Below are 24908 nucleotides of genomic sequence, written 5' to 3' on the forward strand. Positions count from 1 at the left end.
TTAAAATAATTTATATACACCGCTTGCTGTGCAGCTTACAGTGTATGCTGAATTATACGATACTGACTTTGTTCCCGCATCATCTATTGTCCCAGCTGTAGAGAGCGTCACCGTATTACCTGTGTTATCAATTCTCTTTATCTTATAATTATAATTTCTCAGTGTAGCATCGTTGGGAAAAGTCAGCGTTACGTTCCCGCCCGTAGCATCGATTAGTATCTTTCCGGGAAACGATGCCGTCACTGTTGTCGAGCTTGTAATCGTTGTGTCTCTTATACTAACGTTATTCGTAAATGCAGTTGTATAATAAAGCGAAGCGCTCCCCAGTGAAAATGTATTCAATACCGTCGGCAAATGAGTACCCGCATTTATTGTTGCTCCTGTGCCGCCGGTTGTATTTACTACAAGAAGATTCCCAGCGCTTGGTGCTGAAAGCTGCGTTCTCCCCGTAAATGTTATCCCGTTGTTAGGACCTGCGGTAATATCGCTTTGAGAAATTACAGTGGAAGCCGTTAATCTTCCGTCTCTTCTTACTGAGAATACCGAACTAGAGTTCAATTGAAGGTCCATCAGATTATGGTTCATAGAATTCAACGAAGTCTCGGTAGCATTTAAAAATATTCCGGTTGCTGTTCCTGACTGTACACCCGAGTTGTTTATTGTATAAGAAATATTCAGAGGCCGAAAATTTGCAGAACCTGTTCCCGCAGCAAACGTTCCGTTTACATCAACAATTTCCGATGTACCGCTTGTAATACTTACATTTGATATCGGTCTTAAATTTAATCCGATTATAGAACCGGTTCCCAAGTTCCACACTGTTGAAGCGCCGGTATTCCTTGCCTGAACATTATTTGTAAAGATGTTTTGTCCTATAGTAACTCCTCCGACTTTATCAACTTTAAATACCGATGTGGAATTTACCTGTAAATCCATCACCATTGATGCCGAGTTTGAGGCGCTATCCGTTACATTTAACTTTATTCCTGTGGGTGTTCCGGATGTATTCCATGTCTGAGATACATTTATAGAAGAAGTTGATGTGCTTCCTGTCAATGAACCGGGATTAATAATAATATTTCCGCTGAAACTGTTCGGCTGATTCAAATACGCAACATTTGTTAATGTACCTGCCGTATTAATATCAGTGCCGTTCAATAAATATTTTACTGTAGCATTCACGGTATCAAATAACTGTTTTCTTCCTATGAAACTATTCGATTGATTCTGATAAGCAACATTGCTCAATGTCCCTGCTGTATTAATACTTACACCGTTCAGCAAGTACCTTACCGATGCATTAACAGTATCGAAAGTCTGTTTTCTTCCTATGAAAGAATTTGATTTATTAATGTATGCAAGATTATTTGTATCTAGTCCTAATGAAGTTAATGTTGACGGATTTAAAATATAAACTGCCTTCGTTCGTATTTTGCCTGAGTCAATACCCATGAACATTGTTTTATTCTCAACAAGAGAGTAACGTCCGTTTTCTGTATTGCTGACAAGCCGCCACACATTTGTATCTGAAGGAGTCAGCATCAAAACCGCATCGCTTAAAATTCCCCCGGCGCTTATTCCAAAATAATTTCCGGTATTTGTTATAAGCGAATACTTACCGTCCTCCGTATTTTCTCTTAAGCTCCATTGTGCATCACTCTTGTTTATTAATAACGATTGACAGAGAATCATTAACACAAGAATTAAAAATATTTTTTTCATGTATAGTTTACCGTTTTTTAAAAATGTTACTTTAAATTTATTCGAACTCCAATATATCATAGAAGCTGTTCGCATAGCTTGCAATCGTGCCTGCTTTATCAAGTCCGTTTATAATTCTTCGCGCATTAAAAAAATCACGGCTGTTCTCCTTTATATAATCCTGAAGTTTTTTACCTGTGAATAATCCGCGTGACATACCTGTTTCCAGTATCATCCAGGCATACAATTTCATTTGAGCAAGTTCAGGACTTGCAATAAAATCAATGCCGAGTAATTCACTGAAGAGCATGTAATTTATTTTTCCTGTCAGCTGCACATACCCTCTGCCCTTATATTCATTTGCTTCAGTAAGGTTTTTAATTCCCAGTTTACCTATGAGATATTTGAAATAATTCCATCCGCCCCGTTCGGCTATCGGCTCATAGCTTTCTGCAGTTTCGTGTTTTATTGTAGCGAGAATGTATGCAAATTCTGAAAGACGATTTATTAACCTGCTTTTTTCAAAGCAATCAATTAAATAATTCAAGCCGTCCACCTGAGATTGATTCAGTTTTCCGAATCTTTCCCTGTAACCCTTAAAAAATATTTCACGGTTTATTCTGAACATTTTCTTAAAGTTTAAATTTTTTACTCATGCGGTTCTTCAGCAGGAACGGGACCGGGGTCACGATATCCGTCTAATGCAAGACCGTCAGTCCAGATTGTAGTTTCGCCGTTCCAGTTTCCGACACCGGTTACTGTTTTGAATTCTTCAATGGTGTCAGCATAATCAGGAAGACTCGCAAAATTCAGATTCGCTCCGCAGAAATTTGCATTTTGAATTTTTGCATTTGTAAAATTGCAATATTCCAGATTTGCATTTGACAAATCTGCACCTGAAAGATCAAGACCGCTGAAATCTGAACTTGCGAAATCTGAGTCACGCAAATATGCACCTGCAAAATATCCTCTGCTCTGAATACTTATGCTTTGAGAACTGATTCCTGAAAGTGCAGTTGAGACCGGAACAATTCTCAGGCTATCATGAAACGAACCTATATTGCCAATAAAGCCGGGGAAACAAAATATGTATGCTATATTTACCGGAGAGGCATTCGAAACAATTACGCTGATATCATCTCCATAATCTGCTATGTAAATTGAATTTCTGTCATCATTTTCTTTCAGGAACTTCAACTCAGTTTTTAAGTCTTCAAGCTTTTCAGGAGAGTTGTATTCCTTCAGATTCGAAATTATCTCATAAAGCTTTCCGTATATATCTATAGAAATTGCCATGCTTATTTTCTTCTATGTGTTTATAATTATTACGGCTTGTAAACTACTTCTGCAAATTTTGTATTTAATAATTTCAAACCTGCCTGGCATACTAAATCTTTAATGTCTTTTAAATTTTCTTCATCGTAAACTTCCTTCAGCTCTGCCTGTCTTCCCATGATAAATGCCAAACCGGGACCGTAGAATGCAGTCATATTTACTTTGCTTGTGTTAACTGTAGGCACCAATCCTGAAATGAAAATCTGGAAGCCAAGTAATGAAGGTACTTTGCCGCTTTCAAGATAATCTCTGTTGTATGATGTTGCATTCTTTACCGTATCGATTGCAAAAAATTCATCTACTAAGTCTGCGCTTACTACAAGAACTCTGCCTGTCTGAGGAATTTTATTTTTATCCATTCTCTTCTTAAGCGCGGTCAGATCTGCCCATGCCATTGATGAACCGGCAAATGCTGTCTTAGTACCTGTTTGAGCTTCCGCAATAACTTCGCTGTCAAACTGCTCGCCTAATACTAAAGCTGCCGAATCAAGATATTCTTTTATAAGAACTCCGTTCGATTCCCACTGAGCAGTAATTTCATTTGCAAGCGGAACTGCATAAGGTCCTAATGCAACATTTATTAACGCAGTATCTGCCTTTGCATTTTTTCGATCTGTTGAAGTTGATGTAGTGCCTGTCTTTTTTACTTTAGGAATTGCAAGGTCAGGAATATCAACCGAAGTTGCTCCGGGACGGACGAGCGCATCAAATCCCCTATTGCATGAATTATAAATATTTTGCTGCTCGATTAATCTCTGAACAACACTGTCTGATACTAATGTTTTTGAAAATGCCATTTTTTTGATTTAAGTTAATTTTAAAATTTATTTCTTCCCGAATTAATAATTAATAAAGAATAATTAATAATACTTTCGATTTTAGAATTATTAATTACTAATTATTGATTATTAATTGGCGTTAGCGAAAGTGCTCTGCTCTCATTTGTTCAAGCTCAGTTTCTGAAAATTTATTTTTTTCAATAAGCTTCGGATTTCTTAAAATCTGAGCGTAAGTAATTTTTGCACCTCTTTCATTAAAATACTTTGGGTCTTTTAAACTCAGAGAGCTGTTGTTGATTTTATTTTTTTCAAAGAGAGGATTTGCAGGAAGCATATCCAGATAAGATTTACATGCTTCATAATCATTTTCTGCAAACGTCATTAAAAAATCTTTCTGAACAGGAAGAATTTTACCCGATGATACTGCATCATTGATAAGATTCTCTGCCCGCTTCTCAGAAATTTTTTCAATTTCCTCTTCGTACCTTTTTACTGCGTCGCTCAAAGTCTGAACTTCGCTTTGCAGCGAATTAATTTTCGCTTCGGCAAACTCCGATATTTTTTCAATATCTGCCTCCGCTTCAAGTCCGAGAGATTCCGCAAATTTTACAATTTGCTCTTTTTGTGTTTCACTCACGTTTTTAATTTTAAGTTTTGAATTTTTACTGCTTCTTTTTTTCCTTTCATCGGAAAAATTTAAAAAACAGTCTTCGCTGAAATAGATGACAGCTTCTTTATCTGATGTTTGGAACTGCATTTCAGGAAGACCTTTAACCTGCGGAAAATTTACAAGGCTGACTGCGCGCAAATATTTTCCGACTCCGTCATAATTTGCAATTTCAATTGAAGGTCTCTTGTACTTTCCCTCGCTTGTTAATTGTTTTGCTTCATCGGAAACTTTCGAAAATGAAACCCAGAGTTCCTTTCCTTTTGCTATTACACTTTCTATCCAGCCCAAAGCGCTGCCTTCTCTTTTGTGGTCAAGAGTAAGCGGCGCTTCGTGGAAGGTCGGTGAGTAGTTAACTGCGATTTCTTTTAAATCGCTTTCAGTTATTTCTCCTTGCGGATATTTGCCCGCTATAAATACTTTGAATAATTTGCTCATTGATGGTTGGTCGTTTTTCGTTTTCCGTTACTCGTTCCAATTATTCGAATAACGAACAACGAATAACGAAGTGTTGCAATTTGCAAATAATATTTTTGGAAAACTAACCAACCGCCCTCATTAGTAGTAATAGGTAATTGTTTTTATTTTCCGCTTGACAGAATTGTTTGGAAATTCATGTCAAGTCTTTTCTTAATTAATTCCCCTATTACTGCTAATTGGGATGAGTGCATAATCTTCTTTTTTTTCTTTGAGTATATTTGCACATGCTAAACAACATATATACAGATTTCAAAAATTATTTAGAGTCAGCTTTCCCTGATATTAAAATAGATGAGTACAGAGGAGAGTTTAAAGAAAAAGCGCCGGTAAACTGGAACCCGAGTTTTCCGTGCTGCCTTATTAAGCTTGAAGAATATTCTCCGGTAGTGCGGGCTTCATCCGGAGAGATTATCAGGCATCAGACAAAATTTACTTTATACATTGCTGAAAAAAATTCATTAGGGTATGAATTAATTCAGCAGATTGTGGATAACCTAAACGAAACACATCTCTCACATATTGTGAATAACTCCGTTCCCGTAATTATAGATGGAGGATATGATGTGGAAGTTGATTCAGTAAAGTTTTTCACTGCCGTGAATTCCGTAAGGGTTCACACACTTAACATAACAATTTTTTAAAGCATCAATTAAAACTCATGTCTCTATCAAAAGTTCTCAGCCTTCCCGAGTTATCCAGAAGGCGCAAAGAAAATACAAAACACATTTCGAAAGATTCCCGGGTAATACCCTCGGCACACATTCAGAACATCTACTCGCTCTACACTTCCGAATTTGCCAATCTCGATATTTCCAATCTTAAGTATTACCTGGAGTCTTCCCGGAAAGGTCTCAACTTCTGGAAGTCACTTCTCTTTGAATACGTCAGAAGAATTGACCTCCGCATTGCTGCCGTCTGCCAGACAAGAAAGTTATCCGTTCTTGGAAGTAAGTATCATATAGAAGGTAAAGACCCTGCATTAAATACCTTCGCAGAAAAATTAGTCGCAGATATTTCTAATATCGAAAATTTTTTCACTGATATTGTTGAAAGCTGCATTCAGGGCTTAAGCCTTTTTGAAATCAATTATAAATTTGAAGACAATAAAATTTTCATAGATGATTTAAGAAGAATTCAAAATCATCTCGTCGTTTACGATGATTTAGATGAAGAGTATTACATCCTTGATGCATTAAAAACTTCAGCTATTAATTTGCGCCTTGCAAGCGGAACTATAACGGATAGAGTTGACGTAAAATCTCTTCCGCTCCTGAATATCCCCGGTGAGAAACTGCTTGAAGTGCATTCCTTCGACGGCGATAACCCGAACGGATTTCTAAACGGATGCATCGACTCCCTCATACTCGCTTACTTCTTCAAATCTTACTCGGTTAAGGACTGGCAAATATTCATCGAAAAATTTGCAAGCCCCACAGTGATAGGAAAATACTCCGCTCTCAATCAGCATGATAAAAATTCTCTAATGCTCGCAGTGCAGAATTTAAAAAACAATGCATCTGCTGTTATTCCGGGAGAGGCAGATATTCTTTTCAGAGGAGATGAGAACAAAGGCGAGGGCTCTGCTGTGTTCAACAGCAATATTGAATTCTGGAACAATGAAATTACCATACGTGTTCTAGGCCAGCACCTGACAACGTCACTCGATAAACAGGGCTCATATGCCGCAGCACAGGTGCATAATGCAGTCCGCCGCGATATCCTTCTCAGCGATTACCATTTAATAGAGCGCACGATGGATGAGCTGATAAAGCGCGTTATCGATTTTAATTTTATCGATGTAAAAGATTATCCGAAATTTGTTTTTAGTTTCTAAAGTTAAAAGTTCATCAGGTTCTTAAAGTATTTTTAAAATTACCATATGTACTTTAACCTTACAAACTTTTAAAACTTTATAAATCTTTCAAACTTTATAAACCTTAAAAACTTTACAAACTTTTAACCAACTACCATGTCCTATACAAATAAAGATTACTTCCTTTCAAAAATAAATTCCGAAGAGCTCGATAAGCTTACCGGCAGCTCGGACGATAACCTTAGCTCCGCTATCCGCAGCGCCGACTCAATGATAAACAGTTATCTTAAAAATGTTGTTGCCGCTGTACCCATCGCACCAAACGGAACCGATGACCAGTATCCCGCAGCCATAAAGCAGTGCTCCTATGATCTCGCAATATTTTATCTGCACGATAGAATACAATACTCTGAAATCCCACAGTGGGTGAAAGATAAATACAACGCTGCTATAGATTTTCTTACAAAGATTGCCAAAGGCATTATCACACTGGAAATTGAGACTGAAGATACAACTGCTGAGCACTACCAGGCGCCTGATGACAACATAAAATTTTTTGGAAATGATACTGTGATGAGCAGAGGAAGCTTCTAAAAAAAAATTCTTTTCTTTCCTTTCTTAAAGATTTAAGATTTGCACTCTCCCTTCCCACGCAAATCTTAAATCTTTTTTTTACCCCTATATTATTCTACACATAATTTCTTCTCGGATTTACCACGTAAGAGTACTGCATATTCTCATCGCTCTCAATGGTATATCTCGTTGCCCACAGGCCGTAGTCGCAGGCATCACTCAAGTGAGTGCTTTCCCTGTCCGATTTATCTATAATAAATTTCTCGCTCCCCTTCTTCCAGTTCACAAGCTCCCTGTCTTTTATCGAGTGTACGCATGCATCCGATATATAAAACTGCTTCTTCTCCAGCAATGCGTTTACAAAATTCACACGTTCTCTCACCGGAGGATTCGCGCCCTTAACAAATAAGTACGATTCAAACCCCGCCTTATCAAACATCGATTTTATTATAAAGTAGTCCGATGCATCACCCGAGCTGCTTCGCGACTGCCCCGATGCATCACCCGTAATTATCACGCTAAGCCCGCGCCAGTTTTCATAACGCTGCTGCATCCTCTCGATTATATTTTCGCAAAGCTCACGCGTATTGCTGTTAGGGACTTTATACTCCTGCACTTGGTACCTCGTTTTTCCCTCTGTGATAATTTCTACAGCGCACATAGGGTTCACGTTAAAGTCAAAGCTGAGGATTATCCTGCTGCGCTTCTCCCCTGAAATTTTATTCGTCAGCAGGTCACTGCTTATAACGTTCTCCGCGCGGTCAAAGCAGTAGTACACCAGCTCCGAGTCGATATTAACAAACTCCCCCTCGATATATTGCTTCACCATCCTGCTATCAAACTGCTCATACAAGTTCGAAATAAAATCCGACGGCAGATAAATATTGTTCGATGACTTCGCCTTTGTAACAATAAAGTTTTTAAAGTCCTCTCGCTTTTCAAACTTCACCGGCTCACCCGTGAAAGGTCTTTCCTTCACAATGCCGCGTTTTATCTTTTCAAATATATCCATAGCATCTATTCTTTCCTGCTCTCTTTTATTCTTCGCCTCAGTTCTTTTTTCTTTTGACAATACTCCAATCTCCTTTCTTTTATGTGTATTTATTATTTTTGATACATGCGATTCACTCAGCCCCAGCTCCTCTGCAATACACTTTGTACTGCCCGAGTGTTTTATAACAAGCTCCGCCAAATTTTTTCTTAGCTTCATTTCCCTTTCCCTCTCAATTTTTCTTTTCATCGCATAAAATTTTTTCTTCATCTCTTTGTTCCCGTGATACCTGAAGTAAGTTCTCAGCCTCTCATAATTTTCTTTCATAAGTTCAGCCAGCTTAGTCATACTTCCTTCGCACAGCGGTAAAAATTTTTCAATCCTCTCAGTCATTTCTTTTCGCACCGTCTCAAATTTATTTTCGTATTCTATCTTCCGGAATCTCTCATAAATATCTTTTCCCTCTTCGCACTTAAAAGTTCGCCTGATAGTTGCCCGTGGGATCTTCGTCAGCCGTGAAAGTTTCCTCTCACTCCCTCCGCAATGCCCCACCCATTCATCAAGCTTGGCAATATTCTGCCTCCTGATTTCTTTACAGTTCATATTTGTTAGATTTATTTTTTAGAATAGTAAACTTAAAGGGCGTTACCTATGATGGTTTTATTTCGTTGATATTGTTCGTTGTTCATTTATCAGTGATATAAAAAGAATAGTCTTACTGAGAACTAAAAACTAGCAACTGACAACTAACAAAGATACAAAGAATGATTTTATTTCAGAAGTGATTGGTACCTATTAGTAGGAATAGGGGAAGAATATTTATTCATTTATAAAACAAAGAAAAATATGAGATACTAAAAATTAAATATATCGCTTATAAGAATTTAGATTATTCTTTTTAAGCTTATAAATGTTATCCATTGCTTGTCTAGTTTTGAACATGACATAATCTACTAAGCCATTACAATTTTGTAATTGTTTATTTTGATGTGGTATACTATGAAGGCAATAAATTTGACCTTTTTGCGTAGTTTGCCTACAATATGATACAGTATATACTACTCTATAACTAATAGACTTAAAAGTGAAATCAAATTTCCAAAAATCGTTAAGTTTAGATGTATATTTTGTACCGTAAGTTGTGGGATTTTTTGAAATTTGAATTCCATGTTTTAATGCTTCTGCTTGAATGTCTTTTGATTTTGCGATAAAATCTTTATAGAAGCGATCCTGTAGGTTAAATTTAAATGCCATTACTACGAATGTTTTATAAGTTCTTCAAATGAATCACCGGTTTTTCCTTTATCAATTGAAAATTTTGTATTAAATACTATTTCAGAAATAAATTCATCACAATCATTTGTATCTTCTTCAAAAGCTTTACTCTCTGAAATTGTTTTTAGGCTTTTAATGAATTCTTCTATTACAACTATTGCTTCATCAAAATACATACTAAATTCCAAATCATGCAATTTTTCTTTTTTAAAAATTTTGACAATATCTTTATTAAAATCAATTAATCCTTCGAGAATTTTATGAACTTCTTTATACTTTTTTTTAGCTTGTTCAGGAGTATATTCAATTATAACATCAAATAGTTTTTTAAAAACTTCAATTTGGAGTCTTGCTATTAATATACCCTCTTCATTGATATTTCTTTCTGGGTATACAAATTTTACCGAAGGTTCTTTAAAAAAGCCAATTACTTTATCTTTAAATAATTTAGTAGCACCTGAAGTACCTTTAATATAAGAGTAATTATCGAGAGAATTGTCTATTTCAATGCATGTATTCATAATTATAAATGTTATATAAGTTTAGACATAAATAAAAACAATATCTAGGGTATAGGAATAGGATTTAAACGTTATAAAAATAATTGGGAAAAGCAAATTTAGCAAGCCAGATTAACATTTATTATGTTTTGTAAAATTGCAACAAAAAAATAGCAAAAAAGTTTGAAAAAGAACTATTGGTGTGGTACTCACCCACCTTATAGTTTAACTCTATCTTCTAAAGTCCAATTTAGCAGTTGTAACAACTGCCGCATCTCTCGCTTAGCTTCCAATACCGCCCATTCCCTCAATGTTTTTATCCATTGAATTATTCCTACTCGTTCAATATATTTATGTGTTCATTATCCGTGAACATTAATAAATATTGAACATGAATGAAGATATTATAATACCTTATATCACTCAAAAGCTGCAAGAATGGCTCAACACTGATGTTAAATGGAAAAGAAACCATAACGAAAGAGAGAGAAATGATGGAGAATTAACTTTAAAACTTAATGGTAAAACCGAAAAATTCATAATCGAAGCCAAGGTTGAAGCTAAAAAACAAACAGTTCCCGTAATTATAGCTTACAAAAAAAAGTATCCTGATTTTATCTTTATGGCCCATACTATATACCCCGAAGTAAGAAAAACTTTAAAGGACTGCGATATCAACTATATTGACGGAGCAGGAAATATGTACATAAAAACAAAAAATAATTTTCTTTTTATTGAAGGTCAAAAAACAGAAAATAATAAACAAAAATACAAAGGAAGACTGTTTGAAAAAACCGGTTTGAAAATACTATTTGCATTCCTGGTAAATGGAAAAATATTAAACTGTACTTACAGACAAATTGCCGGACTGACAGGTACAGCGCTTGGAACTATAGACTATGTAATAAAAGAGTTAAAAGCCGAAGGCTATGCTCTGGACATCAATAAAAATGAAATGAAGCTTAACAAAACAAATGAACTAATGAATAAATGGATTAACGGCTATGACCAGAAATTGCAAAAAAATATCAACATAGGTACTTTCCGTCTTGATAAAGAAAATTGGAAAGAACTGCCGCTCAATACAAATAGAACTTTATGGGGCGGAGAGCCTGCCGCAGCTATTCTTACAAAATATTTACATCCGGAAGTTTTTACAATTTATACAGATGAAAATTATACTGAGCTGATAAAGAACTACAGGTTAATTCCCGATGAAAACGGTAATGTGATAGTTAATAAAAAATTCTGGCAGAATGAAATTATAAATACAGAGGTGCTTAATAATAATCTTCAGAACACTGTGCCTCCCCTGCTTGTTTATGCTGACTTAATAAACACTGCAATTCCCAGAAATATTGAAACAGCTAAAATAATTTACGAAAAATACCTTGAAGATAAATTCAACTGATTTAAGAATAGAAGGAAGTAAAGATATTTTCCTCTCACTCGAAAAGGCGTTCACAAAATTTGATATAGATTTTTATCTGATAGGCGCTCTTGCAAGAGATGTAATGTTTCTCTCCAAAGACCATAAACCCATAAGAGCAACACAGGATATAGATTTTGCTGTAATGATTCCAGATAACAACGTTTACGAAGCTCTGAAAAAATATCTTGAAGTAAATGAAAACTTTAAACCCGACCAAAGAGAACCCTACAGAATGACGGCAGGGAGTGTAATAATAGACCTGCTGCCATTTGGAAAAATTGAAAGCAAAGAACGAACTGTAATTGTTCATGGAAAAGAAATTACAGAATTAAACGTACTTGGATTAAGTGAAATATACTACTCCGCATATACAGTAAGCATTGATGACGACTCAGTCTTTAAAGTAGCAACGCTCCCGGGAATATGTATTCTAAAATTAATATCCTATACGGATAGACCTGATGACAGAGCAAAAGATATTGAAGACATAACTTTTATTTTAGATAATTATCATAATATGAATGTTGATTATATTATAGCTGAACATTCTGAACTAATGGAGTATGGCTGGGATGAAAAGCTCTCAGCTAAAGTTCTGGGCAGAGATATAGGACTTATTTTAAAAGATAATATAGAATTAAGGGACAAAATAATTTCAATTTTAAAGAATAATATAGTAGAACATAGAACGGGAAAAATCGCTGAGCTTATGACTGTCAAATCTGAAAGAACTATTGAAGACAGCATTGAATTATTAAATAAAGTACTTGAAGGAATTAACGAAAGAATTTAATACAAGAATATAATACAAGAATTGTATTGTCGGGGCTATCGCCCCATTAAAATTAACAATTTCCCCATAATTCATAAGTAAGCTTGAAGCCCTCAGGAGTTGTCACAACTGCGACAGTGCCGAGGTCAACCTTACGAATCCGCGATATACATTCACGCCATAAAATTTTCTGTTTTGGGTAAGGGATTTTATCGAATTCATCTATAATTATATCCGATAAATTTTTGCCGGTGAGATTGCGCGGCTTATCGGCGCTGCGCAGCATTGCAGTATGCTCCCTGCCGTGATAATAAATTGTGTAATTCTGAAATCCGGAGTTCCACTTTGTAGTTATGTTCAGCGATGCAAAAAATTCATCGAAGAGCGGCAGAAGGATATCGCGCACCATTTCATTCGTCGGTTCAAGTATCATTATATCACACTTTTTATTTTGCGCTGCGCGGAAATCAATAAGCCGCAGCCACCGTAAAGGAATAGCCATAGTTTTTCCCGACCCATAACCTCCTATCAATCCCGGGTGTTTTACATAATTTGGTGAAAAATTCGCAAACTCGTTCTGATGCGGAAGAAATTTTGCTTCATCAATTTCATCGTGAATAAATAATTGAGCATTTTTCTCTAATAGTTTTTCAAGTTTCTTATTCCTTCTATCAATTGTTTCTTCTTTTTTTAATGAGCGAAGCTCATCTACATTTTTCTGTAAATGAGAATATTCATCGCTTTTTAAAATGCTCCATACAGTTGAGCGGCAGCAGCCTGCTTCTCTTGCAACTTTGCTCAGATTCCCTTGAGAATCAGGAATTAACTCCTCAATTTTTTCTGCTTTAATTTTCTTTGATTCCCTGACAATCTTAGGCGCATTTTCCCTCTCATTATTAATTTTTTCTTTGAGATAAAAATATTCTTTCTTATTGATTAATGAACTTACCGTTGATTTATTCAGGCCCGCTTTATCTGCAATAAATTGAATATTCCCTCTGCTCCCTTTGATTGATTTCTCAATAAGCTCAAGTGATTTTTTTCTTGCTTCTTGCCCCGGCTTTATGAATGGTTCTTTCTCAAATATATCTTTGAGCGATTTATTCCGCGGGTCGCTCAGTGTTCTTGAAACAGTGTTCGCCGAAAGTCCTGTCTTTCTTGCAATAACAATATTGCTTCTTCCGCATCCCGGAATTGCTTCTAAAATTTTTTGGTAATTAATTTTTCTTTGTTCTTCATTGGAAGGTTTCATATCTAAAAATCCTGTATAAATTAAAAAAGCGGAAAATATTTCCGCTTTAAGAATACAGTAAAATATGAAAAATGATTTTTATTCGGAAGCGAAGCTTCCCTATTAGTAGGGGTAGGTTTCTAATTAATAATTAATAATGAATAATTAATAATTAATAATGAGTAATTCATAGCGGGCTCGATTAGCAATTAACAATTTACAATTAACAATTTACAATTAACAATTTACAATTAACAATGAGATTTATAAATATGCGAAGAAGATTAACATGAATATCGAATACTTATGATAATAATTTTTGTGAGAAAAATTATTAATTATTCATTATTAATTATTCATTGAGGAAATTTATTTCCGCTCAAGTACTACCATAAAAATTTCATCGGGGACTTTCAGTCCGCTATCGTCTATGTGTCTTTTGCCGGGCAGCGCATTCATGTAATGATATGCGTGCTTTACTATGTGAGGAATATCGTTAACGTCAATATTCTGCGTAACAGACGGAACGTTATTGGAGTACTCGTAGTGAATCGGGTTACCGTTTACGTAATAAAGTATTAGTTTCAATTTTTTGTGCCCCCTTAATTTTTTATTACTCTCAAAAATAAATAATTCGCAATTAAGAAATAAGGGATAAGGCTTAACGGAAGAACAGTAAACCAATAAGTACTGCATTGAGCAGAATAAATATTCCAAGCATAATGAATATATAAAATGCTAATGGCTTTTTCTTTGTGTGCGGCTGCTCGCTGCCGAAAGAGCTGTTTATGTGTACCATGTTGAGGGCTTCTCCGAATATGTTTCTTTTAGTTAATATCAATTTGAAAAATTATTTTCTTGTACAGTTATAATTTATAACGAATAGGAGTGAAAAAAATTCCTTGTGTTTCACAATAGAAAGTCAAAATGAAAATTATACAATTTCATTTTGAATTACATTCGCTGCATTTTGCGCTTCTCTTTTTTCTACCTCTTCTTTTTTCTCGAAGATATGCTCCATTGTTTTCCATGCGCTTCCGCACTTAAGGCACAGCTTTCTTCTCTCGGTAAGATTTCTATGCTGGATGGTCTCATAGGTTCTGAGGAACTTTGGGTCTGCTTTGCAAACAGGACATTTCATTTTCAATTAACATTTAACAATTAGCAATTAACAATATGATAACTGCTTATGAAAATTAAAATTTGACAACAACTAATTAACAGCTGGAAAGATTATATAAGTTTTTCGAATAAAAATTTAACAAGTATAAATTAACAGCTGAAAAGATTATGTAAGTTTCTCTGATAATTGTTAATTACTAATTGCTAATTGAAGGCATGTAGTGCCGTAAAGCTTTTTCTACATAGGCTTCGAAGAGCGCATCTTTTGTGGCGGGGTCACGGCACTTTTGTACAAGCTGAGGAATAACTTCATCAGGATTTTTATCCGGAAGATTTTTTATCCAGTCAAGATTATTTTTTACAAGCTCGTATGCAACGGTAACAGAATCATTTTTCTTCAGCGGATTTTGAACAGGATAATGCTTATCCGATTTCTTATCATTACCTATGAAAAAAATTATTTTTGCCTTAAGCTCTTTATCGGTAAATTTTTTATCAGGATAAAAATTTATTACACGGTCAAAATAATATTTCAAATTGTAATTTTTTAAATCAGTGTACTCATCTTCCTGCTTAACGTATGTGTGGAAATTTTCAAAATCGTGTGTGTGTGTTTCCTTACACACACTGCTTTTATTTTCTTTACTTTCCTTTACTTTACTTTGTGTACTTTCGGGAGAGATTACTTCTGTTATCTCCCCCGAAACATCAGTTAAAGTTATTTTTACATGCGTTGATGTTTCTGTATCTGATACGCAGAGAAAATCATTAACCAGATAAATATTTCTTCTCTTCTGCGAGCCCAGAATATAGCGCAGCTGAATTGACCGTGATGTGAGTACATTAAACTCATTATATAGTTTTGCGGAGAATAAACCCTCGTTAATGCAGTCGGAAACTATTTCCCTTACAGCCTTTACATCCACTGAATTTGTTTTGGCAAAAAGAATTTCATCACGCTGCTCCCATTTTGTGTAGTATCCGTTCTTGTAAATTTTTTCCAGGAGCTTACAGAATACTGCATAGCCGATGATTCCATGCTTTGCCTCGATGAACTGAATTTTATCATCCGAAGAAAGAGATACATCATGGGAAAAATATTCGAGTCCTGTTTTTAACGGTCGGGCCATTTACAATAATTAATAATTAATAATGAGTAATGAATAATTCTTTAGTTAAAAGTTTATAAGGTTTATAAGGTTTATAAGGTTTATAAGGTTTATAAGGTTTATAAGGTTTATAAGGTTTATAAGGTTTATAAGGTCAAATATTAAATGCAAAAATACTTTACAAACTTTACAAACTTTACAAACTTTACAAACTTTATTCCAACGTGAACTCTGGTTTCATTTCATCTTTTGCGAATCTCACTGCATCGAGAATAAGCTCTGCAGCGATTATGTTTCTATCGAAATTTTCAGTGGCACTAAAGGCGTTTTCAATATTTGTATCCTGTATTCCTACAGTGTAAAGATTGTTGCAGCAATCAATTTTCAGATACACTGTGATATTCTCTTTTATGAAGAGATAATTTTTTGAATATAAAGTCGGCTTAGTCATATTTTTAGTAGTTAGTATAAAGTATAAAATAGAATGTAGAAAGATTATTGAATTTGTGTACTGACGAGAAAGTAATTTTATATAAATACTTTTTACTTAATACTTACGACTTAATACTTCAGAATAAATCTTCTCTTTCCTTCTACTTCAGTTAAGTACTTCTGATATGCTTCGGGATTTTCTTTTCTGAAACTGCTTTCGTTAAATTTTTTTATTGCGTCATCTGTTTTCCAGGTAGCGAGAATTTTATCGCCGTAAGTTATTCCCTCTGCATCTCCCATAAGAAACTCAAGTGATGACTGTATATTTTCAAGCTCGCTTTCAATAAACTTCTTTTCATCTTTAAGCAGCTTCATTCTTTTTATTTCATTATAGCTCTGCTCATCTGCGGGAACAAATTTCATTTCGCAGTGCTTCCTGAAAATGCTTTTTATATCCTTTGGTGTCAGCGCTTTGGGCGGAGAAGCGGTTTGCACATGCTCATTCCAGAAATCAATTGCCGCAGTTAACATATGATTGAATAACTCTTCATCGAACTGCACATCGGTATATTTAAAGCGCAGTCCCCTTTCAAGCCAGGCAATCACTCCCTCTTTTTTATTTGTCACTCCCATATCCCAGATTATCTTCAGGTACCAGTGCTGCGGGATGAAATCGCGCTCAACAAATTTTTGTGTTCCGTAAGTTTGCAGCACGCCTGTGTCTTCAATTAAGCGGTTAGGAGTTGCGGCAATAAAATTATACTTTTCGTGTCTTATATTTTTTTCAAGAGGTATGATTGTTTTTCTTCCGCTTACCTCTTCGTACAAGGCGGCAATTGCGGGCTGAAGTATATTTGAAATTTTTAATGAAAGCTCGGGCTCTTTCTCTCCGCGGGAGTTTACAATTGAAGACCAGACTGCATAAGGAGTTTTGTACGGGTTAAGTCCGATAATTGCGGAAAGATCGGAACCCGTGATAAAATTTTTCATGATATTTTTATTTTTTTGATTAACGGATTTTGAAAATTCTTGAGCAGAAAGGATTCCTGTCAGAAAATTTTTGAGTCGCTTCTTTCCCTCTTCCGAAAAGAAGAAAAACTTTTAAACAATTATTAATTATTCTTTACTAATTATTAATTATGAGGACGTTTCTTTCCATAGATCATAATCATCGTCGTTGGGTTTTTCGTTCAGTCTGAAGAACTCATCGTTAAGCAGTTCATTTTCAATCATGTCTGCTTCAATTATATCTTCTTCGTCCGGCTCAAAATCATCATCATTGATATCAAAAATTTTCAGATGTTCAAAATCAATTTCTTCATCCATGTTCAGTTCAAATTCATTATCGTTTTCATCTTCGGCGGATTTATCTTCAAGCATTTTGCGGAGATATTCTTTTCCTTCGGGAGTGATGCAGTAGCGCGTGTACTCATCCGTTTTTTTGTTGGGTATCATTTTTTAATTCGGTTAAATTTTTTAAAACCGGAAACGATGGTTTACCGGTCCTGATTCAGAGCACAGCGATACATTTTTATGAACGGATAACATTTTTTTATTTGTAATAAAGATTTAATACAAAAATAATTTTGCCTTTTTTAAAATTGCTTTCACAAAAATCTGAATTTAGCAGTGGTGTAAATATTTTTATAATTGTTTATTATATATTTATTATCAGGTTTATGAATTTTTCATTAATCGAATTTTATAAAAGCAGAGCACAAATAATTTTAACTGTATAGATAAAATCTTTACTAAGGGATTGAATATTGGCAATCATTAGTTTAATTTTAAACAGATTCGCCACAAAATTTCTTAACTCCCTAAGAAAGAAAAATGAAATACCACATTCCGGACTCAATCTCTCCAAGAGAGGCTGAGAAAATTTACAAAGAGCTTTTGGCGAAGCATAACATTAAGGAAATACCGCATTCGATTGAAAAGCTATATTTCACAATTGATGGTATCTACCAGGAAGCTGCCGTAGGAAAGCCGTTCCCAGTAACACAGGAAGACGTATTTACAATCGTCGAGAACAGCAAGAACTATATTGTTTACACGTATAATAATCTTGCAGGCAGCAGCAAGGAAGAACTAATACCTAAAAAGAAAGCGATATCAATAGAGTACTACAATTAATGTTCAGATAAACCCCGGTCCCAAACAGCTAATTAATTTTTTGAGAGTATCAGCTAAGAAAAGTTATTGAACTTAGCTGATATTTTTTTTTACAATCCTGAAATTCAACACAACAAATACTCAATTGCCCTTTTCCGCCTTATTTAATATCTTCGTATTACATTGAAGTAAATTATACCTTTGAATTAAACTACCATACAAATTTACGGCACTTTTACAGTATAGTCAAGTACTATTTACGGCACTAATGCGGTATTTCTATAATGACTAACTATTTATGGTAGTTAAGGTAAGGGTAAAAATTTATCCCCACTCTTATAATTAACAATTAGTAATTAATAATGAATAATTGTGTAAAAGCGATAGTGGTTTTATTTGTACTTTGGGGAGGAAAGCTTTAAAATATTTACTGTATAAATTATAAATTATAAATCACCATAACATTAACGAGGAGAACTAAATTTGAAATCAGTAAAACTATTCCTGCTTACACTTATAATAGTTTGTTTTATTAATTTGCATAACGCAAATGCTCAGTATAAATTTTCTGAAATTGCAACGGTATCGGTTGAGCTTACACTTGTGCAAAATCAGCTTTTCAAAGATGTAATAGCAAAGGACAAAGAAGTGATGCTGAACAACAAAGTGAAGAGAATACACTTTAATAATTCACGCGGAGAAGTTCAATATCTTTACAATAAAAACGGTCAGATAACGGAGTTCTCCATTACGGATAAGGACGGAGATAAAACATTCGAGACATTCGAATACGATGCAAATAACAATCCGGTAAAATATTTTTACGGGACACAGCAAAACGATAAGATTGACGGAGTTACATACTTCTATAAATATGATGAAAAAGGAAGAATGATTAACGCTACAACGGATCAGAATGTAATGATGTCCCCTGCTAAAGATTACACTATAGTTTATTACAATAAAAACTTTCCTGATGCGCCGGGAGCAATAAGATATTACAAGGGCAATAAAACTCCCGAGGGAACAAGCATGATAGAATCTCCGCTGTATGAATCTGTGATAGAGTCAGATGATAAAGGCAGAATAACACTCGTAATTGATAAAGACAAAAAAGAAATGATTAAGAATGTTTATACGGAGAGTGGTGTGAATGTTTCATATCTCGGCGATGATTTTATTACTAAGTACACGATAAAAGATAATGTAATTACACACATAGAAGATAATTTCACAGCAACTGATTTTACCTATAAAGATAACGGTCTGCTGGATGTTATAAAATTAACATTGATTGAAGATAAAACAGAAAAGACATTTAATCTGGAGTATGAGTTTTATTAAACTTCAGATTTCAGATTTCAGATTTCAGATTTATTAAAAATGAAAATTGTTTTTGTTACAATATTACTATTACTCTCCAGTATTTTGAGTTCTGATGCGACTGCACAATATTTTGAATTTTATCCTGATGCAAGCGGAGAACAATACATAGAGAATAATTTAATATTTCATGATATTATACAGAGAGATATAGACTTGATAAAAATTAATCATGTTAAAAAGCTTACAATTTTCTATAAAGAAAAAATTCATAAGGAAATATTTTTTAACAGGACGGGGAATTTTGACAGCATAAGATCTATTTTTTACAACTCTATTCCGGAACACACTTGCATACAAACTGTAACTTCTTCCGGAATAGAAATAACTAATATTTTTAAAGGTGAGATTAGTGAAAGAATGGTTATACAACATGACTCGACTATGACTACTATAAATTTTTATAACCATGGCAAATTATGGGAAAGATATATTTATAAGGATAGAGATTTTACAAAAAGTAACAAGCGGGAATATGAACTTTGCCCGTTATGGAAAAATGATACAGATAAATGGATAAGGAATATAACTTTTGATTCGACCAGAAATGTTTACAATATAGAATATCTACCTGAAAATGATCTAAAAAATATTTTTGTAAGCAACAGTATGATAACTGAAGCTATCAGAAAGGATGTAATTTTTCATCATATAGAAAACAATAGATTAATTTCATTTAGCTTCAGCGATCAATTTACCCAATATCTCTACCAGGAAAACGGATTAATTTCTGAAAAGATTGAACAATATTGGGGTAATTGCGATAAGTACAATTATTTTTATGAGTATTACGATAATTAACAATTAAACTTAGCATATATTATGAAAACTATCCACAAAGTAGCATGGGCAATCTTAACGATAATCGTTATAATAGCTTTTGCGATGTACATGATATAGAAATTTAAGAAATAAGATTTAAGATATAAGATTTATTTTGGTGAAATTTCATTTCACGCATTACTCAATACTTTATACTTACTACTTTATACAAACTGTATGATTCAAACACGATTAAAACATCTACGCGAAGCGCTTGGCTTAAACAAAAATCAGCTGGCAGGAAAGCTTGACATCGATAACGGAAATCTCTCACGTTATGAGAGCGGCAAGGTGAAGCCCAACTCGGAATTTTACGAACGGCTTGTTGATAAATTCGGAAATGTAAATCTTTCCTGGCTTATAAGCGGCGAGGGAGAAATGTTTATCCAGAAAATATCTGCGCCCGATAAAAATAAAATAAGAAGCATACCGCTTTACTCATACGTTTACTGCGGAAGCCCTGCATCGCAGTGGGATACCGATAAGGTGAAGGAGTACATGCAGCTCCCCTCTCTTACAAAATACGGTGAGGCGTTCGGGCTGATTGCAAAGGGCGACTCGATGGCTCCGTATATAAATCCCTATGACGTTCTTATCTGCGTTGATAAGCCCGACCTTATAAAAGACAGGACTGCCGTTGTGTGCGTGTTCAAATCCGTTGATACAATAGAAGCAAATGCAAAGCTGATAAAAAGAAATAAGAAGGAAGGCAGTGTTATGCTTTACTCTATCAATACAAAGTACGAGCCGGAAGTTTATGATGAAGACGAGATTTTAAAAATTTATAAAGTTGTAAGAATTATAAGGGATGTGAAGTAATTTTTAATTTATAATTTTAGTTATGCATAAATCAAATTTCCACTTTATTATTGTTTTTTTCATATGCATAGTATTTCTTTCGTGCAGTATGATCCAAAAGCTTTCAGAAAAAGTAAAGCAGCAAAAAAATGCAGCAAAAAATGATAATTCACTTCCGTTTAAACTGACTGTAACAGGAACTAAGGGCGTGGAATTTTCAGGATACTATACATCAGGAAAAGGAAGATGGGGCGAAACACTCGATTCGGTTCACCTGCAGGGAACCATTCCTGCGGAATTTTATCTGAAAGATTATCCTACAATATATTGCAGTGTGAAAAAACAAATGAAGGGAACAATGATTCTCACCCTTTCAGAAAATGGAGTTAGAGATCTATCTGCAGATTCAACAAGTTCAGATATCGGCATGATTGTTTTATCATCAAGAGCAAACAACGGGCAGCATTTTACCGGACCGGGAATAGAACATGCACCCGCTGCCTATTTTTTAAAAGTGGAATCCAAAGATACCCTGCTGCACCCTGTGGTCATTTCAAAAGAGTGGTATGAGGGGCTAAGTTTATCAAATACACTTGCGTTAAAATGTCCCTTTGAAGTGCGACTTCCTCAATGTGATGAAATTAAAGCAGACTTTATGATGACTCCGGAAATGGAAGAACTAAATGTCACACTATTAAATGCTGATAAACAAATTCTGAAAAAAGAGACCGGAACATATAAAACCGACACATTTGAATTTGAATATATTACAGGTACAAATAAATAAATTTATCATTCTATCGTTTAAGCCTTAAAATTTATTCCGTGTAAAAACCACACTGCACTAACCTTGATTTTGATTTCAGAAAGATATCTGTAATAAATTGCGAGTGTAACCAAATTTATGATGCACTTTTTTCCGTTAAGTTTATTCATATTTTATTCAAATACAATTTTTTAATTTACAGTTAATTATATAAAATAATTTACAAATGCATACTGTTAAGTTGTTTGCCGCATTATTAATTTGTTGTTTAATTTTTTCTTGCGGATTATTAAATAAAAGAGCAGTAAAACAAACTGACAAACCTTACCATACAAATCCCCCTGTAGCAGAGCTTAACAAATATGCAGCTTCGAGTAAATTCACATTATTGATTGACGGCACACCGGGAACACCTATAGACGGATTTTTTACACCAATAGGAACTCAGGTCCTCGATAGAATAAGCCTTGACGGAAGTCCGCCAATGAAATTCGATTCAGTTATAGCAAATAAATTTTTTGTCCATGCAAATAAAAAAGGAATTGCAGGTACACTTAAAGTTACTTTGCTTGAGAACGGAAAAAAGATAATGTGCGACTCCACCGATGCTGATAAAGGATACGTAGAGATGACTGCATTCCCGGACACAAATGAGTACTTCAGAAGTTTTAATCCCGACAGGATTGCAGGGTATATTAAGGTAACATGCGAGAAGAGAATGTTTCCTATAATACAAATGCATAAAAGATATACAAGCAATTTCACTACATATACTATTGAATCGCCTACTCCCCTTCTTATACCTGTTCAGAACTGCACTGATTTTTCATTTGAAATATTTAATGATATAAATGTATTGTATGATTTCAACTGTGAAGTTTTTGATGATGACAATAAGTTAATTGATAAAATAATGTGCAAAAGCACACAGACAGGGCTTACATTTAACGGTTACCGATTCATAAGAAAAAAATCCGATAAACCTGCGAACGAAGGGAACCGGTAAGAATTAATCGTGTATCATAATATAGTAATTGAACCGATAATGAGAATCAGCAAATTATTTATTTTTGTTTTATTTTTTTCAACCGTCAATGTCCGGGCGCAATATACTGATTGCATTGATTACTCCGATATCCGTCAGACGATGATTTACAACAATGTCTTAAAAGATTTCATTGATAAAGATGAAGCGGTTTTAAAAAAGCAGAATATTAATGAAGTAATCTGTTCATACAAAGACGGCAGAATGATAAGTGAAACTGTTTACAATGAAGGTGGGATAATGAGTTTATTAAAATATAATTTCAGAGGCGAAGCCGAAACAAAAATTACAATTGAAAGAGACAGCTTAAAAAGAGTTTTAAGTATAACTGTAGCTAATATTTTAAATAAAGGATTACCCCTGTATTATGTTTTTGATTACGACTCAGACTACATCACTAAAATAAAAGTTTTTCTCAGAGAAAAGTTAATTGAGCAGGGAGAGTTTGTTTCAATGCCTCCCGAAGCGTATGAAAAAAACTCAAACATCATTTTAGCGGATAAATATAATTTTGTAGATATAAAGGATATGGTAAATTCTAATTCAATTGAAAATTTATACTGCGAATATTTTGTAAATGAAAAAGGTCGGATTACTTTGGTAAAAGATGTACGTACAGGTGCCGTTCTGGACTCCGTAGTGTACAAGCAGGATACGATTAAAATAATTCAGCCGAAGAAATCAAGCACAGAGTATAGACTTGAAAACGGAAGGATAACATATAAATTGCAGAGGACTAAAGATAACAGACCAATGCCGCCGGGCTCTAAAGGATTAAGACCTGATAAAATACAAAAAATGAAATTCTACATTGAAGAAAACGGACTTATTGAAAGCGCCAGAGACGAACACGATGAAATAAACTACACTTACAGGAGGACACAATAAAAAAATTATTTATAATATTATTCAGTTTGTTTTCCCTCGGATTAAAGGCGCAGTATTCCGAGCAGTTACAGTTCTATTCATTGGATTATTTTTTAATGAACAGAATTTTGTTCAAAGATGTTTATGCCAATACAACTGAGTTAATGAAATCGAAAGTGAAAAATATAAAAGTTTACGATGATAAAAATAATTTGATAAATGAAACAAATGTTGATATTGAAGGTAGAGTTGCATCAATCAAAAATCAGGTCGTAAATATAAATACCGCCATGGAATCTTACAAAGCTCAATATGACAGAAACAACAATCTTATCGAGCTGTATTCATCATTGGTAAATTACAAAGACAACGATTACTGCAGGTTCACATATATCGGCAGCACACTCATATCTTATGATTATTTTTTGAAAGGCAAAGAACTCTTTACACATTGCGATATGCGTCATGATAACACAAAGGATAAAAATTTGCTGACCGGATACGATTCAAAGCTTTGGGAAGGAGACAGCATTCCCTACTACGTAAATTTTAAATATGATATTTACAACCGTCTGTTTGATATAAGAGCAATGGGAGATTTTCAATACATCTATCAGATACAGTATGCAGGTGACAGCATTAAAATTATGGACGGTAACGGCTCGGGTTATGAAATTTATGTGATAGAAGATAATACAATAAAGCAGCACATTATTTACAGCGCAGCATTAAGTTATGAAGCAAAACGGACTTTTCATTACGATGAGAGCGGACTAGTAGATTACATTTCAATTGAGGACACACGCGGCAATAAATACAAACACAGATTTCAATACGAATACTATCATTAACTGCAATTAACAATTAGCAATTAGCAATTAGCAATTAACAATTAGCAAT

At 34.4% G+C, this 24908-nt stretch carries 29 protein-coding genes; 13 read left to right on the plus strand and 16 right to left on the minus strand.

The genetic code is table 11. The features are described from left to right. The 5 genes from JST55_14565 to JST55_14585 all read right to left on the minus strand — a co-directional run bounded on the left by JST55_14565 (nucleotide 1) and on the right by JST55_14585 (nucleotide 4920). Complete coding sequence (locus JST55_14565; protein MBS1494735.1) at nucleotides 1-1722, minus strand: hypothetical protein; 1722 nt, start codon at nucleotides 1720-1722, stop codon at nucleotides 1-3. A 37-nt stretch (nucleotides 1723-1759) separates the two neighbouring features. Beyond that, a complete protein-coding gene (locus tag JST55_14570) occupies nucleotides 1760-2329 on the minus strand; it encodes a hypothetical protein (protein ID MBS1494736.1) in 570 nt (189 codons plus the stop codon). A gap of 20 nt (nucleotides 2330-2349) precedes the next feature. Continuing rightward, nucleotides 2350-2997, minus strand: coding sequence for a pentapeptide repeat-containing protein (locus JST55_14575; GenBank protein MBS1494737.1), 648 nt, complete (start codon nucleotides 2995-2997; stop codon nucleotides 2350-2352). Between the two features lie 29 nt (nucleotides 2998-3026). After that, entirely contained in the window at nucleotides 3027-3833 is an 807-nt protein-coding gene (locus JST55_14580; protein MBS1494738.1) for a hypothetical protein, read from the minus strand. Between the two features lie 121 nt (nucleotides 3834-3954). Beyond that, entirely contained in the window at nucleotides 3955-4920 is a 966-nt protein-coding gene (locus JST55_14585; protein MBS1494739.1) for a hypothetical protein, read from the minus strand. A 266-nt stretch (nucleotides 4921-5186) separates the two neighbouring features. On the opposite strand from JST55_14585, the gene JST55_14590 reads away from it, so the two are divergent. The 3 genes from JST55_14590 (at nucleotide 5187) to JST55_14600 (ending at nucleotide 7369) form a co-directional block, all read left to right on the plus strand. Continuing rightward, nucleotides 5187-5603 carry a hypothetical protein gene (locus tag JST55_14590; protein MBS1494740.1) on the plus strand — a complete coding sequence of 139 codons (417 nt, stop codon included), beginning with the start codon at nucleotides 5187-5189 and terminating at the stop codon, nucleotides 5601-5603. Between the two features lie 17 nt (nucleotides 5604-5620). Then, complete coding sequence (locus tag JST55_14595; protein MBS1494741.1) at nucleotides 5621-6796, plus strand: DUF935 family protein; 1176 nt, start codon at nucleotides 5621-5623, stop codon at nucleotides 6794-6796. 135 nt (nucleotides 6797-6931) lie between these two features. Then, nucleotides 6932-7369 (plus strand): DUF1320 family protein, encoded by a 438-nt coding sequence (locus tag JST55_14600; protein ID MBS1494742.1) that lies wholly within the window; start codon nucleotides 6932-6934, stop codon nucleotides 7367-7369. Between the two features lie 94 nt (nucleotides 7370-7463). On the opposite strand, the gene JST55_14605 is transcribed toward JST55_14600, so the two are convergent. The 3 genes from JST55_14605 to JST55_14615 form a co-directional block, all read right to left on the minus strand. Next, nucleotides 7464-8942, minus strand: coding sequence for a hypothetical protein (locus JST55_14605; GenBank protein MBS1494743.1), 1479 nt, complete (start codon nucleotides 8940-8942; stop codon nucleotides 7464-7466). A 258-nt stretch (nucleotides 8943-9200) separates the two neighbouring features. Further along, nucleotides 9201-9593 (minus strand): hypothetical protein, encoded by a 393-nt coding sequence (locus tag JST55_14610; GenBank protein ID MBS1494744.1) that lies wholly within the window; start codon nucleotides 9591-9593, stop codon nucleotides 9201-9203. 2 nt (nucleotides 9594-9595) lie between these two features. Further along, a complete protein-coding gene (locus JST55_14615) occupies nucleotides 9596-10135 on the minus strand; it encodes a hypothetical protein (GenBank protein MBS1494745.1) in 540 nt (179 codons plus the stop codon). A gap of 370 nt (nucleotides 10136-10505) precedes the next feature. Here JST55_14615 and JST55_14620 point away from each other — a divergent pair, with 370 nt between their 5' ends. Together JST55_14620 and JST55_14625 are read left to right on the plus strand one after the other, a co-directional pair. Next, the gene (locus JST55_14620; GenBank protein ID MBS1494746.1) at nucleotides 10506-11525 is read left to right on the plus strand and encodes a hypothetical protein; all 1020 of its coding nucleotides are present in this window, start codon (nucleotides 10506-10508) and stop codon (nucleotides 11523-11525) included. Beyond that, complete coding sequence (locus tag JST55_14625) at nucleotides 11506-12339, plus strand: nucleotidyl transferase AbiEii/AbiGii toxin family protein (protein MBS1494747.1); 834 nt, start codon at nucleotides 11506-11508, stop codon at nucleotides 12337-12339. The genes JST55_14620 and JST55_14625 overlap by 20 nt, the downstream gene beginning before the upstream one ends. A 52-nt stretch (nucleotides 12340-12391) precedes the next feature. On the opposite strand, the gene JST55_14630 is transcribed toward JST55_14625, so the two are convergent. The 8 genes from JST55_14630 to JST55_14665 form a co-directional block, all read right to left on the minus strand. After that, the gene (locus tag JST55_14630; GenBank protein MBS1494748.1) at nucleotides 12392-13570 is read right to left on the minus strand and encodes a hypothetical protein; all 1179 of its coding nucleotides are present in this window, start codon (nucleotides 13568-13570) and stop codon (nucleotides 12392-12394) included. A gap of 348 nt (nucleotides 13571-13918) precedes the next feature. Beyond that, entirely contained in the window at nucleotides 13919-14137 is a 219-nt protein-coding gene (locus tag JST55_14635; protein ID MBS1494749.1) for a hypothetical protein, read from the minus strand. A 73-nt stretch (nucleotides 14138-14210) separates the two neighbouring features. Continuing rightward, a complete protein-coding gene (locus JST55_14640; protein ID MBS1494750.1) occupies nucleotides 14211-14390 on the minus strand; it encodes a hypothetical protein in 180 nt (59 codons plus the stop codon). Between the two features lie 93 nt (nucleotides 14391-14483). Further along, nucleotides 14484-14690 (minus strand): hypothetical protein, encoded by a 207-nt coding sequence (locus tag JST55_14645; protein MBS1494751.1) that lies wholly within the window; start codon nucleotides 14688-14690, stop codon nucleotides 14484-14486. A 178-nt stretch (nucleotides 14691-14868) separates the two neighbouring features. Further along, nucleotides 14869-15801 (minus strand): DUF4373 domain-containing protein, encoded by a 933-nt coding sequence (locus JST55_14650; GenBank protein ID MBS1494752.1) that lies wholly within the window; start codon nucleotides 15799-15801, stop codon nucleotides 14869-14871. 193 nt (nucleotides 15802-15994) lie between these two features. Continuing rightward, complete coding sequence (locus tag JST55_14655; protein MBS1494753.1) at nucleotides 15995-16231, minus strand: hypothetical protein; 237 nt, start codon at nucleotides 16229-16231, stop codon at nucleotides 15995-15997. Between the two features lie 110 nt (nucleotides 16232-16341). Continuing rightward, nucleotides 16342-17202 carry a YqaJ viral recombinase family protein gene (locus tag JST55_14660; GenBank protein MBS1494754.1) on the minus strand — a complete coding sequence of 287 codons (861 nt, stop codon included), beginning with the start codon at nucleotides 17200-17202 and terminating at the stop codon, nucleotides 16342-16344. A gap of 147 nt (nucleotides 17203-17349) precedes the next feature. After that, on the minus strand, nucleotides 17350-17667 hold the full coding sequence (locus JST55_14665; protein ID MBS1494755.1) for a hypothetical protein: 318 nt from the start codon (nucleotides 17665-17667) through the stop codon (nucleotides 17350-17352). A gap of 378 nt (nucleotides 17668-18045) precedes the next feature. On the opposite strand from JST55_14665, the gene JST55_14670 reads away from it, so the two are divergent. The 8 genes from JST55_14670 to JST55_14705 all read left to right on the plus strand — a co-directional run bounded on the left by JST55_14670 (nucleotide 18046) and on the right by JST55_14705 (nucleotide 24859). After that, nucleotides 18046-18348, plus strand: a complete 303-nt coding sequence (locus tag JST55_14670; GenBank protein MBS1494756.1) for a hypothetical protein — start codon at nucleotides 18046-18048, stop codon at nucleotides 18346-18348. A gap of 462 nt (nucleotides 18349-18810) precedes the next feature. Next, on the plus strand, nucleotides 18811-19671 hold the full coding sequence (locus JST55_14675) for an RHS repeat protein (GenBank protein ID MBS1494757.1): 861 nt from the start codon (nucleotides 18811-18813) through the stop codon (nucleotides 19669-19671). A 39-nt stretch (nucleotides 19672-19710) separates the two neighbouring features. After that, nucleotides 19711-20511 (plus strand): hypothetical protein, encoded by an 801-nt coding sequence (locus JST55_14680; GenBank protein ID MBS1494758.1) that lies wholly within the window; start codon nucleotides 19711-19713, stop codon nucleotides 20509-20511. 198 nt (nucleotides 20512-20709) lie between these two features. Further along, nucleotides 20710-21351, plus strand: coding sequence for a LexA family transcriptional regulator (locus JST55_14685; protein ID MBS1494759.1), 642 nt, complete (start codon nucleotides 20710-20712; stop codon nucleotides 21349-21351). Nucleotides 21352-21439: 88 nt separating this feature from the next. Continuing rightward, complete coding sequence (locus JST55_14690) at nucleotides 21440-22117, plus strand: hypothetical protein (protein MBS1494760.1); 678 nt, start codon at nucleotides 21440-21442, stop codon at nucleotides 22115-22117. A gap of 205 nt (nucleotides 22118-22322) precedes the next feature. Continuing rightward, nucleotides 22323-23102 carry a hypothetical protein gene (locus JST55_14695; GenBank protein MBS1494761.1) on the plus strand — a complete coding sequence of 260 codons (780 nt, stop codon included), beginning with the start codon at nucleotides 22323-22325 and terminating at the stop codon, nucleotides 23100-23102. 39 nt (nucleotides 23103-23141) lie between these two features. Next, a complete protein-coding gene (locus JST55_14700) occupies nucleotides 23142-24029 on the plus strand; it encodes a hypothetical protein (protein ID MBS1494762.1) in 888 nt (295 codons plus the stop codon). A gap of 26 nt (nucleotides 24030-24055) precedes the next feature. Beyond that, nucleotides 24056-24859 carry a hypothetical protein gene (locus tag JST55_14705; protein ID MBS1494763.1) on the plus strand — a complete coding sequence of 268 codons (804 nt, stop codon included), beginning with the start codon at nucleotides 24056-24058 and terminating at the stop codon, nucleotides 24857-24859. Nucleotides 24860-24908 lie beyond the last annotated feature (49 nt).

The organism is Bacteroidota bacterium, from assembly GCA_018266835.1.
GTDB lineage: Bacteria > Bacteroidota > Ignavibacteria > Tepidaquicellales > Tepidaquicellaceae > JAFDZO01.